Origin of the sequence: Mesorhizobium ciceri biovar biserrulae (assembly GCF_001618845.1) — a bacterium.
Lineage (GTDB): Bacteria > Pseudomonadota > Alphaproteobacteria > Rhizobiales > Rhizobiaceae > Mesorhizobium > Mesorhizobium ciceri.
Genome location: NZ_CP015064.1, coordinates 5,505,324 through 5,519,001 on the forward strand (window position 1 = coordinate 5,505,324; position 13,678 = coordinate 5,519,001).

General features: G+C 63.1%; 13 protein-coding genes and 1 tRNA gene. 9 read left to right on the forward strand and 5 right to left on the reverse strand.

The features are described 5' to 3' along the window. Window positions 1-10 precede the first annotated feature (10 nt). Together A4R29_RS25950 and A4R29_RS25955 are read left to right on the forward strand one after the other, a co-directional pair. Window positions 11-1,321, forward strand: coding sequence for a YeaH/YhbH family protein (locus A4R29_RS25950; RefSeq protein WP_063173169.1), 1,311 nt, complete (start codon window positions 11-13; stop codon window positions 1,319-1,321). 9 nt (window positions 1,322-1,330) lie between these two features. Beyond that, a complete protein-coding gene (locus A4R29_RS25955; protein ID WP_024503737.1) occupies window positions 1,331-2,872 on the forward strand; it encodes a SpoVR family protein in 1,542 nt (513 codons plus the stop codon). Window positions 2,873-2,896: 24 nt separating this feature from the next. Here A4R29_RS25955 and A4R29_RS25960 read toward each other — a convergent pair whose 3' ends face one another. Genes A4R29_RS25960 through A4R29_RS25970 form a run of 3 tightly spaced genes read right to left on the reverse strand, consistent with a single transcriptional unit; the run spans window position 2,897 to window position 5,531 of the window. Then, complete coding sequence (locus tag A4R29_RS25960; RefSeq protein WP_013529359.1) at window positions 2,897-3,790, reverse strand: HlyC/CorC family transporter; 894 nt, start codon at window positions 3,788-3,790, stop codon at window positions 2,897-2,899. Continuing rightward, the gene (gene aroB / locus A4R29_RS25965; RefSeq protein ID WP_063173170.1) at window positions 3,787-4,923 is read right to left on the reverse strand and encodes a 3-dehydroquinate synthase; all 1,137 of its coding nucleotides are present in this window, start codon (window positions 4,921-4,923) and stop codon (window positions 3,787-3,789) included. The genes A4R29_RS25960 and aroB overlap by 4 nt, the downstream gene beginning before the upstream one ends. After that, window positions 4,920-5,531, reverse strand: a complete 612-nt coding sequence (locus tag A4R29_RS25970) for a shikimate kinase (protein WP_024503735.1) — start codon at window positions 5,529-5,531, stop codon at window positions 4,920-4,922. The genes aroB and A4R29_RS25970 overlap by 4 nt, the downstream gene beginning before the upstream one ends. 209 nt (window positions 5,532-5,740) lie before the next feature. On the opposite strand from A4R29_RS25970, the gene A4R29_RS25975 reads away from it, so the two are divergent. From A4R29_RS25975 to A4R29_RS25995, 5 genes are all read left to right on the forward strand, one after another. Further along, entirely contained in the window at window positions 5,741-5,893 is a 153-nt protein-coding gene (locus A4R29_RS25975; protein ID WP_013529356.1) for a hypothetical protein, read from the forward strand. Continuing rightward, the gene (locus A4R29_RS25980; RefSeq protein ID WP_063173171.1) at window positions 5,894-6,811 is read left to right on the forward strand and encodes a site-specific tyrosine recombinase XerD; all 918 of its coding nucleotides are present in this window, start codon (window positions 5,894-5,896) and stop codon (window positions 6,809-6,811) included. A gap of 99 nt (window positions 6,812-6,910) precedes the next feature. After that, window positions 6,911-7,861 (forward strand): acetyl-CoA carboxylase carboxyltransferase subunit alpha, encoded by a 951-nt coding sequence (locus tag A4R29_RS25985; protein WP_063173172.1) that lies wholly within the window; start codon window positions 6,911-6,913, stop codon window positions 7,859-7,861. Window positions 7,862-8,078: 217 nt separating this feature from the next. Beyond that, complete coding sequence (locus A4R29_RS25990; RefSeq protein WP_013529353.1) at window positions 8,079-9,377, forward strand: L,D-transpeptidase family protein; 1,299 nt, start codon at window positions 8,079-8,081, stop codon at window positions 9,375-9,377. A gap of 8 nt (window positions 9,378-9,385) precedes the next feature. After that, window positions 9,386-9,622, forward strand: coding sequence for a sulfurtransferase TusA family protein (locus A4R29_RS25995; protein ID WP_024503732.1), 237 nt, complete (start codon window positions 9,386-9,388; stop codon window positions 9,620-9,622). A gap of 10 nt (window positions 9,623-9,632) precedes the next feature. On the opposite strand, the gene A4R29_RS26000 is transcribed toward A4R29_RS25995, so the two are convergent. Both A4R29_RS26000 and A4R29_RS26005 read right to left on the reverse strand, forming a co-directional pair. Then, window positions 9,633-10,742, reverse strand: a complete 1,110-nt coding sequence (locus tag A4R29_RS26000) for a CobW family GTP-binding protein (RefSeq protein ID WP_027162928.1) — start codon at window positions 10,740-10,742, stop codon at window positions 9,633-9,635. Window positions 10,743-10,745: 3 nt separating this feature from the next. Next, complete coding sequence (locus A4R29_RS26005) at window positions 10,746-11,909, reverse strand: D-alanyl-D-alanine carboxypeptidase family protein (protein WP_013529350.1); 1,164 nt, start codon at window positions 11,907-11,909, stop codon at window positions 10,746-10,748. Between the two features lie 213 nt (window positions 11,910-12,122). Between A4R29_RS26005 and A4R29_RS26010 the strand changes: the two genes are divergently transcribed. Together A4R29_RS26010 and A4R29_RS26015 are read left to right on the forward strand one after the other, a co-directional pair. Next, window positions 12,123-13,286: a M20 aminoacylase family protein gene (locus tag A4R29_RS26010; RefSeq protein WP_063173173.1), complete on the forward strand. Its 1,164-nt coding sequence runs from the start codon at window positions 12,123-12,125 to the stop codon at window positions 13,284-13,286. An 83-nt stretch (window positions 13,287-13,369) separates the two neighbouring features. Further along, window positions 13,370-13,446, forward strand: a tRNA-Arg gene (locus A4R29_RS26015). Window positions 13,447-13,678: the final 232 nt, after the last annotated feature.

Consider the following 13,678-nt stretch of genomic DNA (forward strand, 5'->3'; position numbering starts at 1 on the left):
GGATGGTTCCATGCCGATCTTCATCGACCGCCGCCTGAACCCGAAAGACAAAAGCCTCGGCAATCGCCAGCGCTTCCTGCGACGCGCGCGCGAGGAATTGAAACGCAGCATACGCGATCAGATCCGCACCGGCAGGATCGCCGACGCGGATTCCGAGCATGCCGTGCGCATGCCCGAAAGAGGCACAAGCGAGCCGAGCTTCAACAACGCCCGCGACAGCGGCAGGCGCCAGCACATCTTGCCGGGCAACAGGCATTTCTCCGCTGGAGACCTGATCCCCAAACCCGGCGGGGGCGGCGGGGGAGCATCGTCGCCGGGAAACAAGGCATCTGAAGACGACTTTCGTTTCGTGCTGTCGCGCGAGGAAGTGCTCGATCTTTTCTTCGAGGATCTCGAGCTCCCGGACATGGTCAAGCTCAACCTCAAGGAGATCCTTGCCTTCAAGCCGCGCAGAGCTGGCTTCGCCGCCACAGGTTCGCCGACCAACATCAATGTTGGCCGCACGATGCGCAACAGCCACGGCCGCCGCATTGCGCTGAGGCGCCCCAAGCAGGTCGAACTGGATGCGATCCTCGAGGAGATCGCCTCGCTCGAGTCGGCGCCATCCAGCGCCGACGCGCGCCAGCGTATTGCGGCATTGCGCGAAGAGCTCGACCGGCTGGAACGCCGCCGCCGCCGGATTGCCTATGTCGATCCGGTCGACATCCGCTTCAACCGCTTCGATTCCCGGCCGGTGCCGAACGCCAATGCCGTCATGTTCTGTCTTATGGACGTGTCCGGGTCCATGGGCGAGCGCGAGAAGGATCTGGCCAAGCGCTTCTTCGTCTTGCTGCACCTGTTCTTGAAACGGCGCTACGACCGCATCGAGATTGTCTTCATCCGCCACACGCACCTGGCTCAGGAGGTCGACGAGGAAACATTTTTCTACAACACCCAAAGCGGCGGCACCGTCGTTTCCACCGCGCTGGAGGAAATGCACCGTATTATCACCAGCCGCTACCCGGCCCATGACTGGAACATCTATGCCGCCCAGGCCTCGGACGGCGACAATTTCGCCGGCGATTCGGAGCGATGCATTTCGCTGCTCAATGGCGAGCTCATGCGGCTGTGCCAGTATTTTGCGTATGTCGAGATCATCGACGAGCGTGAAGCTCATATTTTCGGCTCGACAGAAAACGGGACATCGCTGTGGCGTGCCTACAACTCCATCGACCAGAAATGGCCGAACTTCCAGATGAGCCGCATCGCCACACCCGCCGATATCTATCCGGTTTTTCGCCAGCTCTTCGGCAGGCAACCGGCCGCCCTCAAGAGGGCATGAGGGTTCCCGATGGCCAGACAAGCGAGCAAATCCAGCCTGCTTTTTTCAGGGTCCGACTGGGATTTCAAAACATTGTCGCGGGCCTATGACGCTATCGAGGCACTTGCGGTCGAAGAGCTTCATCTGGACACCTATCCCGTTCAGATGGAGATCATCTCGTCGCAGCAGATGCTCGACGCCTATTCGTCCATCGGCATGCCATTGATGTACCGTCACTGGTCTTTCGGCAAACATTTCCTCCACCAGGATCTGCTCTATCGCAAGGGCGGGCGGGGGCTTGCCTATGAACTGGTCATCAATTCCAATCCCTGCATCGTCTATCTGATGGAGGAAAACACCATGGCCCTGCAGGCCCTGGTGACGGCCCACGCAGCGCTCGGGCACAATCATTTCTTCAAGAACAATCAGCTGTTCAAACAGTGGACGGATGCGGGTGCGATCCTCAGCTACCTGGACTTCGCCAAGGGCTACATAGTCCGCTGCGAGGAGCGGCACGGCCTCGCCGCCGTCGAGGCTGTTCTCGATTCCGCCCACGCGCTGATGGATCAGGGCGTGTTTCGCTATCACCGGCCGCCGAGGTTGTCGTCGGAACGGCAACGCGAAGGAATTCGCGAGCGTCTCGAATACGAGGAGCGCTCCTACAACGACTTGTGGCGTACGCTGCCGGCCTCGCAGCAAGCGGCCAACGACAAGGGCCAGGACCCAGAGTGGAAGAAATCGCTCAATCTGCCCGAGGAAAACCTGCTCTATTTCCTGGAAAAGAACAGCCCAGTCCTGGAGCCCTGGCAGCGCGAGATCATCAGGATCGTTCGTGTTATCGCGCAATATTTTTACCCGCAACGGCAGACACAGGTGATGAACGAAGGTTGTGCCACTTTCGTGCACTATACGCTGATGAACATGCTGTTCGACCGCGGCCAGATCAGCGAAGGCGCCATGCTCGAAATCCTGCGCAATCATTCCAACGTGGTCTTCCAGCCGGCCTTCGACGATCCGCGTTTTTCAGGCATCAACCCCTATGCTCTCGGCCTCGACATGATGCAGGACATTCAGCGCATCTCGACCGAACCCACGGCCGAGGACCGCGATTGGTTCCCCGACATGGCCGGCCAGGGCAACTGGCGCGAGGTCCTGCTGGACGCCTGGGCCGAGCATCGCGACGAATCCTTCATCCGCCAGTACCTCAGCCCGGCCTTGATCCGGAAATGGCGGTTTTTTGTGCTCGGCGACGCTGCCGACCAGCCGCATTGCCTGGTCGCGTCCATCCACGATGAGCGCGGCTACGCCAAGATACGCGCCGCGCTCGCCAACAGTTATGATCTCGGCGCGAACCGGCCGGACATTCAGGTGGTGGATGTCGATCTGCTCGGCGACCGCCATTTGCGGCTGCAGCACAAGGTCAATGACGGCATCCTTCTCGAGGATGCCAGCCGCGACGCCACGCTTCGTCACATCCGCAGGCTTTGGGGTTATGAAGTCAGCCTGGCGGCCATGGATGCCGAGACCGGCGCGACGATCCACGAACGCTCGACGAGCCAGATCGCGGGATGACGGCACCCGGTCTCCCGGCGCACATCAGGCGTCGCCGGCTGGCCTGATCCTCAGCCTTGCGATCCGGTTCTTGTCGCGTTTCATGACGATGAAGCGCTTGCCGTGGAACGTAAAAGCCTGCTTCTCCTCGGGGATCGATTGCGTCTCGTGGATGACGAGGCCGGCAATGGTGGTTGCCTCCTCATCCGGCAGGTTCCAGTCGAGAGCCCGGTTGAGGTCACGGATCGGCACCGTACCGTCGACGACCACGGAGCCGTCGGCCTCCTGCTTGACGCCCTGTATGTCGACATCGTGCTCGTCGGCGATCTCGCCGACGATCTCCTCGATAATGTCCTCCAGCGTCACCAGCCCTTCGACCTCGCCATATTCGTCGACGACGACGGCGAAATGCGCCTTGCGGCGAAGGAAGGCGTTGAGCTGTTCCTGCAAGGTCGTGGTGTCGGGCACGAACCAGGGTTTCGAAGCGATCTTCATCACGTCGATCCTGGAGAAATCGTTGCCGACTTCGTTCAAGGCGCGCAGCAGATCCTTTGCATGCAGCACGCCGACGATGTTGTCGAGCGAGCCTTTCCACAGCGGCATGCGGGTGTGCGGGCTTTGCAAAATCTCGCGCACCACCGCTTCCGGCGCATTGTCGGCATTGACCGAGCGCATGTTGGTGCGGTGGACCATGATGTCGGAGACTTCGAGCTCGGCGAGATCGAACAGGCCGCCGACGCGGTCGCGATCCTCGCGCACCACCTGGCCGTCGCGGCGGAAATCGTCGACCGCGCCGCGCAATTCGTCCTGGCTGGAACGCTGCGGCTCGATGCGCGAAAGCTCGTACCCGAACATGGCAAGCAGGCGCGTGCGCACGGCAACGAGCAGCACGATGAGGATGGCAAGGACGGCGACAACGATCCAGCCGGGCTCGTTCATCTCCGGTCGCTTTCCTTTGGGTGGTTTTCCCTCAGAAACGACAGCACTTCCGATGCCGGAACATCCTTGGCAATGAAAGCCTGGCCGACGCCGCGCGTCAGGATGAAGGTCAGCGCGCCGCGCGACACCTTCTTGTCCTGGGTGATAAAGGCAAGCAGCGCCTCGGCGTCAGGCAGATCGCCCGGGATGTCGGCTATTCGCCAGGGCAGGCCGACGGCGCGCAGATGCGCCTCGACGCGCGCGGCATCGTCGGGGCTGGCCAGATTGAGCCGCGACGAGAACCGGTAGGCCAGCGCCATGCCGATGGCGACCCCTTCGCCATGGACGAGGCGGCTTCCGTCATATTGGGTGGCGGCTTCCAGCGCGTGGCCGAATGTGTGGCCGAGATTGAGCAGCGCGCGGTCGCCGGTCTCGAACTCGTCACGCGCAACCACGTCGGCCTTGGCGCGGCAGGCTTCGGCAATCGCCTGCGCCCTCTCCGGCCCGCCGGCAAAAACCTGGACCCAATTCTTTTCCAGCCAGGCGAAAAATTCCGGCCGGTCGATGAGCCCGTATTTGGCGAGCTCGGCATAGCCGGCGCGGAATTCCCGGATCGGCAGCGTGTCGAGCACCCCTGTGTCGGCCAACACCAGTTTCGGCTGATGGAAGACGCCGACAAGGTTCTTGCCGCGTGGGCTGTTGATGCCGGTCTTGCCGCCGACCGAGGAATCGACCTGCGCCAGCAGCGAGGTCGGAATCTGCACGAAATTCATGCCGCGCCGCACGATGCCGGCGGCAAAGCCGGCAAGGTCGCCGATAACGCCGCCGCCGAAGGCGATGACGATGTCGCCGCGCTCCAGTTTCGCAGCCAGCACACCGTCGACCACCTCTTCGAGATGGGCAAAACTCTTGGTCTTCTCGCCAGGCGGCAGGGTGATCACCGCAGTCTGGATGCCACCCGTTTCGAGGCCTGCCTTCAGCGCACCGAGATGCGCTGCAGCGACATTGGCGTCGGTGACGACCGCGGCGCGTGTGCCCGGCAGGCGGCGCGCAATCTCCGCACCCGCGCGGGACAACAATCCCGAGCCGATCAGAATCTCGTAGGTCCGGTCGCCAAGGCCTACTTCGACGACAACGGGTGCCTCGATGCTCACTGTTCCACCTCGCCCGTCGCAGCCGCCTGATCAATGCCGAAATGCCGGCACAGCGCGTCCACCACCTCGGTAGCGATGACTTCCTTGCGGTCGTCGCGGGTCGGCACTGTGACGTCCGATGTCGCGTAGACCGGATAGCGCTCGCCCATCAGCCGCTCCAGCACGGCGCGCGGGTCGGCGCTTTTCAGGAGCGGCCGGTTCTGTTTCTTGGCGACGCGATCCATCAGAAGGTCGAGTTCGGCCTTCAGCCACACCGAGACGCCCTGCGCTGCAATCGCCTCGCGCGTCTGCGCATTCATGAAGGCGCCGCCGCCGGTCGACAGCACCTGCGGGCCGTTTTCCAGCACGCGCAGGATGACGCGCTGCTCCAGCGCCCTGAATTCGGTCTCGCCGTAGCGCTCGAACAGTTCCGGAACGGTCATGCGCGAGACGCTTTCGATCTCCTGGTCGCTGTCTATGAAGGGCAGCGCCAGCATCGTCGCCACCTTGCGGCCGATCGCCGTCTTGCCGGCGCCCATCAGTCCGACGAAGACGACGGAACGGCTGCCCAGCCTGCCGAGCAACGCGGCGTGGTTCTCGTCTGGAGGATTTGCTGGCAGCGCGTTCATCGGATGTTTCGAAGGCCCTCTTTGCCGGCGTATCGACATGAAAAGCCCGTTTGCGTCAAGCGTGGCAAGTGCCTTGAACCCGATATGGACCGGCAGGGTCTGCATCAGAAGTTGCTAACAGGCCCAGCTTCTTCCTTGAATTGGCCGGATTGGCGTCCCATAAGGGGACAGGGTTTGGAAACGCAGAACAAGAAGACGGGCGAAAATTGATGCCGACACTGTTTCGCTTTGTCGTGGTAACGGCGATTCTGGCTGGCATTGCCTATGGTACGATGTTTGCACTGGTGATGTTCGTCGAGCCAAAGAAGGGGGAAATGAGCGTGCGCATCCCTCCGGAAAAGCTCAATCCCAAGAAAAGCTGAATGAACAGCGCGGCCCGCATCGAAGCCTTTCTGGAAATGATGAGCGCCGAGCGGGGCGCGGCCGAAAACACGCTTTCCTCCTACCGCCGCGACCTCGAGGACGCTTCCGGCGCGATCGATGGCGGGCTGGCCGGTGCCGCCGCCGCCGATATCCGCGCCTATCTCGACGACATTGCCGCCCGCGGCTTTGCCGCCACGTCGCAGGCGCGCAAACTGTCGGCGATCCGCCAGTTCTTCAAATTCCTCTACGCCGAAGGCCTGCGCGGCGATGACCCGACCGGCACGCTGGACAGCCCGAAAAAGGGCCGCCCGCTGCCCAAGACGATGAGCGAGGCCGACACCGGCCGGCTGATCGACCGTGCAGCAATTGAAGCCGGCGATGTCTCGTCGGGCGATGGGGACAGCCTGGCATCACTGCGCCTGCATGCGCTGGTCGAGGTGCTTTACGCCACCGGCCTGCGCGTTTCCGAGCTGGTCGGCTTGCCGGTGACGGTGGCGCAACGCGACGACCGCTTCTTCATGGTGCGCGGCAAGGGCGACAAGGAGCGCATGGTGCCGCTCTCCGCCAAGGCACGCGCGGCGATGAAGACCTGGCTTGCCGCCCGCGCCAAGGTGCCAGCCTTGGCCGACAGTCCGTTCCTGTTTCCGGCCGCCTCCGACAGCGGCTATCTCTCGCGCCAGGTCTTCGCGCGTGACCTGAAAGGGCTGGCGGCAAGGGCCGGCATTGCCTCGGCGAAGATCTCGCCGCACGTGCTGCGCCATGCTTTCGCCAGCCATCTCCTGCAGAACGGCGCCGATCTGCGGACCGTGCAGCAATTGCTTGGCCATGCCGACATATCGACGACACAGATTTACACCCATGTGCTGGAAGAGCGGCTGGTGCGGCTGGTCAACGATCATCATCCGCTTGCCGACTAGGCCTCATATCGCTATGTGAGGACGACATTTCACCGCCCGGAGCCTTGGATTCAAGGGTTCCGTCAGCCACTGCCTTCCGACGTATCGGTCCGCTCACGCATGTATAATTACCTCGATTTCGAAAAGCCGGTGCAGGACCTCGAGGGCAAGATCCTCGAGCTGAAGAAGCTTGCCGAGAATGGCGAGGCGGTCGATGTCGGCGACGAGATCAGCCGTCTCGAGAAGCGCTCCCGCGACGCATTGCGCGATGCCTACAAGGCGCTGACGCCTTGGCAGAAGGTGCAGGTGGCGCGCCATCCCGACAGGCCGCATTGCGTCGACTACATCAAGGGCCTGTTCACCGATTTCACGCCGCTGGCCGGCGACCGCAATTTCGGTGAGGACCAGGCGATCGTCGGCGGTTTCGCCCGTTTCCGCGGCGAACCCATTGCCATCATCGGCCAGGAAAAAGGTTCCGACACAGCCAGCCGCCTGAAGCACAATTTCGGCTCGGTTCGGCCGGAGGGCTACCGCAAGGCGGTACGGCTGATGGAACTGGCCGACCGCTTCAAGATCCCGCTCCTGACGCTGGTCGACACGGCCGGCGCCTATCCCGGAGTCAACGCCGAGGAGCGCGGCCAGGCGGAGGCTATCGCCCGTTCAACCTCGACCTGTCTCGGCCTGAAAGTACCGTCGATCTCGGTGGTCATCGGCGAAGGCGGTTCGGGCGGCGCCATTGCCATCGCCACCGCCAACCGCGTCTACATGCTCGAACACGCCATCTATTCGGTGATTTCGCCGGAAGGTGCCGCCTCGATCCTGTGGCGCGACACGACACGATCGAAGGACGCGGCGACCAACATGAAGATCACCGCGCAGGATCTTCTGGAACTGAAGATCATCGACGCCATCATCCCCGAGCCGCTCGGCGGTGCGCATCGCGGCGCCGAAACCGTGATCGCCGCGACCGGAGACCTCATCGCCAGGACGATGAAGGACTTCGCCGGCGCCAACACCGATTTCCGCGAACAGCGCCGCGAAAAATACCTGGCCATGGGCCGCAGTCTCTGACCACAGGCACCCTTGGCCGCAACAATGTGGCGGAGCGGAGCATTTTTGCCACAAAAATGCCGCTGCATTCGGCTCAATGAGACTGCCGCAGGGGGATGCGTCGGCACTTGCGGTAAGGAATTTATTAGGGTTAACGGGCTTAGGGTCCGTCGATGCGCAGTGTAGCAGCCGGGGCAGGAAACGTCCTGGCGCCAGAGAAAAGACGATATCCGTAGCCATGTTTGTCAAGCTTGCCCGCACCGGAATCCTGATCGCTGCCCTCGGCGTTGCCGGCTGCAACAATTCGTCGATGAAGGATTTTGCCCCGGAGGCCAACAAGCCGCTGCCCGACAAGATCCTCGCCGACATGAGGGCCAAGGGCATGGTCCGCACCTCGTCGGTGATGGCCCGCATCTTCAAGGAAGAAGGCAAGCTCGAGATCTGGAAGGCCAAGACCAACGGCCGCTATGACATGGTCGCCAGCTACGACATCTGCAAATGGTCGGGCAAGCTCGGGCCGAAATACACCGAAGGCGACCGCCAGGCGCCGGAAGGCTTCTACACGGTGCGCCCGGCGCAGATGAATCCGCGCTCGAACTACCATCTGTCCTTCAACATCGGCTATCCCAACGCCTATGACCGCGCCAATGGCCGCACCGGCTCCAATTTGATGGTGCACGGCGCCTGTTCGTCGTCGGGCTGCTATTCGATGACCGATGCGCAGATCGAGCAGATCTATGCCTTCGGCCGCGACGCCTTCCAGGGCGGCCAGACCGAGTTCCAGATCCAGGCGTTTCCGTTCCGCATGACCGCCGCCAACATGGCGCGCTACCGCAACGACCCGAATTACGACTTCTGGAAGATGCTCAAGGTCGGCTACGACAATTTCGAGATCACCAAGGTGCCGCCGAAGGTCGATGTCTGCGAGAAGCGTTATGTCTTCAACCAGGTAGCCGCCGACGGTCAGACATTCGATCCGACTGGCGCCTGCCCGGCGACGACGCAGCCTGATTCGCTGAAGAGCGCCTACAATTCCTACATGAGCACCTATGACGCGGCGTTCAGCGGCGCGGTCAAGGCCAGCGTGCCGGCGCCCAAGCCGACCATCGCCGGTATCAAGGAAGCCAGCATCGTCTCCGACTGGTCCAAGCGCCGCGCACGCGGCGAACGCGTACCGATCGATCCGCCGTCGCTCAACAATGACGGCTCGGTCACCGAGACGGCACGCATGGGCCGCATCGATTCGCCCGCCGGCCGCAAGATGGCGGCTCTTGACGCCGAAAAAGCTGCCAAGCAGAAGGCCGAGGAGCAGAGGCTGGCTGCCATTGAGGCGGCCAAGCAAGCCAAGGAAGCCGCCAAGGCCCAGGCTCTGGCCGAAAAGGAGGCCGAGAAGGCCGCCAAGGAGGCCCCAGTCGCCACCGCGACCATCGCGGCCCCTTCGGAAGCGGCGCCAATGGCTGAAACGCAAGCGGCGAGTGCCGACGAAAGCCGCGTGACGAAGCTGAAGAACAAGCTGCTCGGCATGTTCGGCGGTTGATATCGCCCGTGGCTGATCGCGCCGCTATTTATGACCTCAAGGGGCTGAACTGCCCCTTGCCCGTGCTCAAGGCCAAGAAGCGCCTCGCGGGGATGCAACCGGGCAGTCGGCTCTGGTTGGAGACCACAGACCCGCTCGCCGTCATCGACATTCCGGCATTCTGCTCCGAGAGCGGCCACCAGTTGATTGAAACGGCCGCGGTCTCCGGCGGCCATCGCTTCCTGGTCGAGCGCGGCGCGCCGTAATCGTTGGGGGCTACCGCCCGGCGATCGCCAGCGGATTGTTTTCCAGCGCCGCGCGGTCGGGCGTGTCAACCGACGGCCGGTCGGTGAAGGCGGCGAACAGCCTGCGGATATAATCTTCCGGCATGTCGAGCGTGATCAGCACCAGCCGCGTGCCACGCTGGCCATCCGGCCAGGACGGCAATTGCACCGGCGGATGCAGGATCTTCTGCACGCCATGGATCACCAGCGGCCGCGACGGGTCTTCCCTGAGCTCGATGACGCCCTTCATGCGCAGCAGGCGCTCGCCATGGGTCGAACGCAGCAGGTCGAGGAACATCTCGATCGCCGAAAACGGCACCGGGCCGTCATGCACCAGCGAATAGGAGCGCACGCGCTGATCGTGACGATGGCCGTGGTCATGGCCATGCTCGTGATCATGACCAGCATGATGGTGATGATCGTGCGCCGCTTCCTCGCCAAGCCAGCGCCGCACGTCGGCGGATTTGGTTGCCGGGTTGTAGAGGCCGCAATCAAACAGCGCCGCCACGCCTGTCTCCGTGTCGCCGGCATCGAGCAGTTCGGCGCCCGGATTGATCTGCCGCAGGCGCGCCCGCAGCATTTCCAGCTCATTGGGGTCGGTGGCCAGATCGGCTTTGCTGAGCACGATGCGGTCGGCGACGGCAACCTGCTTTACCGCCTCGACATGGGCATCGAGCGTGGCGTTGCCGTTGACGGCATCGACCAGCGTGATGACGCCGTCGAGCCGGAAGGCCTGGATCAGCGCCGGATGCGCCATGATCGACTGCAGCACCGGCGCCGGGTCGGCAAGGCCGGTGGTTTCGACGATGACGCGGGCGAGCCGGGCGATGCGGCCGGTCTGCAGCCGGTCGACCAGGTCGGCCAGCGTATCGACCAGTTCGCCGCGCACCGTGCAGCACAGGCAGCCGTCCGACAGCTGGATGATGCCGTCGGAAGACTGCTCGACCAGCAAATGGTCGATCGCCACCTCGCCGAACTCGTTGATGATCACCGCGGTGTCGGCCAGCGCCGGATCCTTGAGCAGCCGGTTGAGCAGCGTCGTCTTGCCGGCGCCGAGGAAGCCGGTCAGCACCGAGACTGGGATCGGGAAGCCGCTGCCCATTGGCTAGTTCGCAACCTTGACCGGCTGGTCGCCCTGCGCGGCGGAGCCGGCAATCTTCGGGCCGGTGCCGGCCGGTGCCGGCCTGTCGGGCCGCCAGCTCGGGATCGGCACATCGGCAAATTCCTGCGCGCCCTGGTCGAGGATGGCCTTCGGCGCCGGACCGGTGGCGCCGCCAAGGCCGACGGCAACCAGCGTCGGCACATGGTCGAGCTTTTCCTGATAGGGTGATTTCGGCACGTTCTTGGCGGCGGCCGGCGGCGCCTCGGACTGCTCCTGCGGCGTCTTCTTCTTGCAGACCTCGTCCTGCATGTCGTTGGGTGAGACCGTGTCGCCATAGGGCGCCAGCGTGGTGACGGTGGCCGAGCCGGCGACAGGCGTGTCGAACCCCTGATCGAGCAGTTTTGCCGCCGTCTCGGCGCGGGTGACCGCCGACTTCTCGCCAAGCACAACCGCGACCAGCGTGCGCCCGTTGCGCGTCGCCGAACCGATCATGTTGAAGCCGGAGGGGCAGACAAAGCCGGTCTTCATGCCATCGGCGCCGGGATAGCGGCCGATCAAGAGATTGTAGTTGGGGATCGCCTTCTTGCCGACGGCAAGGCCCTCGATCGAGAACCACGGCACATATTGCGGAAATTCGCGGCGGATCGCCATCACCAGCACGGCGAGGTCGCGCGCCGTCGTGTACTGATCCGGCGAATAGAGCCCGTTCGGATTGACGAAATGCGTGCCGTTCATGCCGAGCCGGGTCGCCTCGGCGTTCATCCGGTCGGCAAAGGCCGCCTGCGAACCGCCGACATTTTCGCCGACAGCCATGGCAATGTCGTTGGCCGATTTGACCAGCATCATCTTCAGCGCATTGTCGAGCCGCATCACCGAGCCCGGCTTGAAGCCCATCTTGCTTGGCGGCTCGGCGGCGGAGTGTTTGGTCACCTTGATCGGCGAATCGAGCTGTACCTCGCCGGCCGCGATCGCCCGAAAGGTGACGTAAGCGGTCATCAGCTTGCTCAGCGATGCCGGATACCAGCGCTTGAACGCATCCTGATGCTGCAGGATCTTGCCGCTGCCGAGGTCGAACACGACCACCGGATTGGCCAGCGCCGGCCCGGCCACAACCGACAGCGCGATTGTGCCAGCCGAGAATAGTTTGAGGAAATGCCTGTACCGCATGATCAAATCCGAAATCGCCTCTTGCCGTAGTCGCCCCTGGCTCCGTAAGATTTCATTACGCGATCGCCAGCATATGGTCCGACCCTCAAAACCCGGACCCCATTGTTGCGGTGCTATTTACTCTATGTGACGCCAAGATGGCAAAGTGCCTGGCGATCACAATTGCAAGGCAGCGGCCAACACCCGCCGTCCCAACAGCGAGATGGAACCATCATGCCAATCCTGAACCGTGCCGCCGAAATGCAGGACGAAGTTGCCGGCTGGCGCCAGCATCTGCACCAGACGCCAGAACTGAACTTCGACGTCTTCAAGACCGCCGCCTTCGTCACCGAGAAGCTGAAGGCTTTCGGCTGCGACGATGTGGTCACCGGGCTCGGCAAGACCGGCGTGGTCGGCATCATCCGCGGCCGCCAGGGCGAAGGCCCCACCATCGGCCTGCGCGCCGACATGGACGCGCTGCCGCTCAACGAGATATCAGGAAAGCCCTACGCCTCGACCATCCCCGGCAAGATGCATGCCTGCGGCCATGACGGCCACACGGCGATGCTGCTGGGTGCGGCCAAATACCTCGCCGAGACGCGCAACTTCACCGGTTCGGTGGCGGTGATCTTCCAGCCGGCCGAAGAGGGCGGCGGCGGCGGCAACGAGATGGTCAAGGACGGCATGATGGAGCGTTTCGACATCTCCAGGGTGTTCGGCATGCACAACATGCCGGGCCTGCCTGTCGGACAGTTCGCCATTCGCCCGGGCCCGATCATGGCGGCGACCGCCGAATTCACCATCACCGTGCACGGCAAGGGCGGCCACGCGGCGATGCCGCACGGCACGATCGACCCGATCGTCATCACCAGCCAACTGGTCGGCGCCTTGCAGACGATCGCCTCGCGCAGCACCGATCCGGTCGAGGCCGTGGTGGTGTCGGTGACCAAGTTCCACGCCGGCGATGCCTACAACATCATTCCCGAAACCGCCGAAATCGCCGGCACCGTGCGCACCTTGCGAAAAGAAATCGCCAAGAAGTCCGAAGAGCGCATCCGCAGCATTTGCGACGGGCTGGCGACCGCGTTCGGGGCCAGGATCGAGGTCGACTACCAGGCGAATTACCCCGTGACCTTCAACCACGCGGAAGAGACGGTGTTTGCCGGTGACGTCGCGATGAGTGTCGCCGGCGACGCCCATGTCCACCGCGGCATCCAGCCGGTGATGGGCGGCGAGGATTTCTCCTACATGCTCGAAGCCCGCCCCGGCGCCTTCATCTTCATCGGCAATGGCGACACCGCCGGCCTCCACAACCCGGCCTACGATTTCAATGACGAGGTCATCCCGCACGGCATGAGCTACTGGGTGAAACTGGCTGAAACCGCGCTGGCCGCCTGACAGCGGCAGCGCAAAGCCGGCCGAATTGCCTTCGGCCGGCCTCTTGGCGAAACGATCCGAAGCGGCTATGTGTCTGGCCGCGTGGTCCCGTAGCTCAGTAGGATAGAGCGGCAGATTCCTAATCTGTAGGTCACAGGTTCGATTCCTGTCGGGATCACCATGCTTTGCATCAGCTTAGCAAATTGACGTCGTACTTTTCGCGAAACAGTACGACGAATTCTAATCTCGGCGGGAATGCATCACCGAACAAGGAACGATCAGCTTCGCTACGAAGAGCGGGCACTACAATGGCCCTTTCGTCTGGCCGAAGGCTGCCTGCAGGATCATTAGGAGCTGATGGTTGACCGTGGTGCGCTGTGACCTAGCTTAAAGTTCATGATGGACAGTCCTAA

Excerpts from the sequence above, each read along its gene's own strand:
- A4R29_RS25950 (WP_063173169.1), top strand. The coding sequence starts at position 11 with ATGCCGATCTTCATCGACCGCCGCCTGAACCCGAAAGACAAAAGCCTC.
- A4R29_RS26010 (WP_063173173.1), top strand. The coding sequence starts at position 12,123 with ATGCCAATCCTGAACCGTGCCGCCGAAATGCAGGACGAAGTTGCCGGC.
- A4R29_RS25970 (WP_024503735.1), bottom strand. The coding sequence starts at position 5,531 with ATGAACGCGCTGCCAGCAAATCCTCCAGACGAGAACCACGCCGCGTTG.
- A4R29_RS25990 (WP_013529353.1), top strand. The coding sequence starts at position 8,079 with ATGTTTGTCAAGCTTGCCCGCACCGGAATCCTGATCGCTGCCCTCGGC.
- A4R29_RS25955 (WP_024503737.1), top strand. The coding sequence starts at position 1,331 with ATGGCCAGACAAGCGAGCAAATCCAGCCTGCTTTTTTCAGGGTCCGAC.
- A4R29_RS26000 (WP_027162928.1), bottom strand. The coding sequence starts at position 10,742 with ATGGGCAGCGGCTTCCCGATCCCAGTCTCGGTGCTGACCGGCTTCCTC.
- A4R29_RS25960 (WP_013529359.1), bottom strand. The coding sequence starts at position 3,790 with ATGAACGAGCCCGGCTGGATCGTTGTCGCCGTCCTTGCCATCCTCATC.
- A4R29_RS25980 (WP_063173171.1), top strand. The coding sequence starts at position 5,894 with ATGAACAGCGCGGCCCGCATCGAAGCCTTTCTGGAAATGATGAGCGCC.
- A4R29_RS26005 (WP_013529350.1), bottom strand. The coding sequence starts at position 11,909 with ATGCGGTACAGGCATTTCCTCAAACTATTCTCGGCTGGCACAATCGCG.
- A4R29_RS25985 (WP_063173172.1), top strand. The coding sequence starts at position 6,911 with ATGTATAATTACCTCGATTTCGAAAAGCCGGTGCAGGACCTCGAGGGC.
- A4R29_RS25975 (WP_013529356.1), top strand. The coding sequence starts at position 5,741 with ATGCCGACACTGTTTCGCTTTGTCGTGGTAACGGCGATTCTGGCTGGC.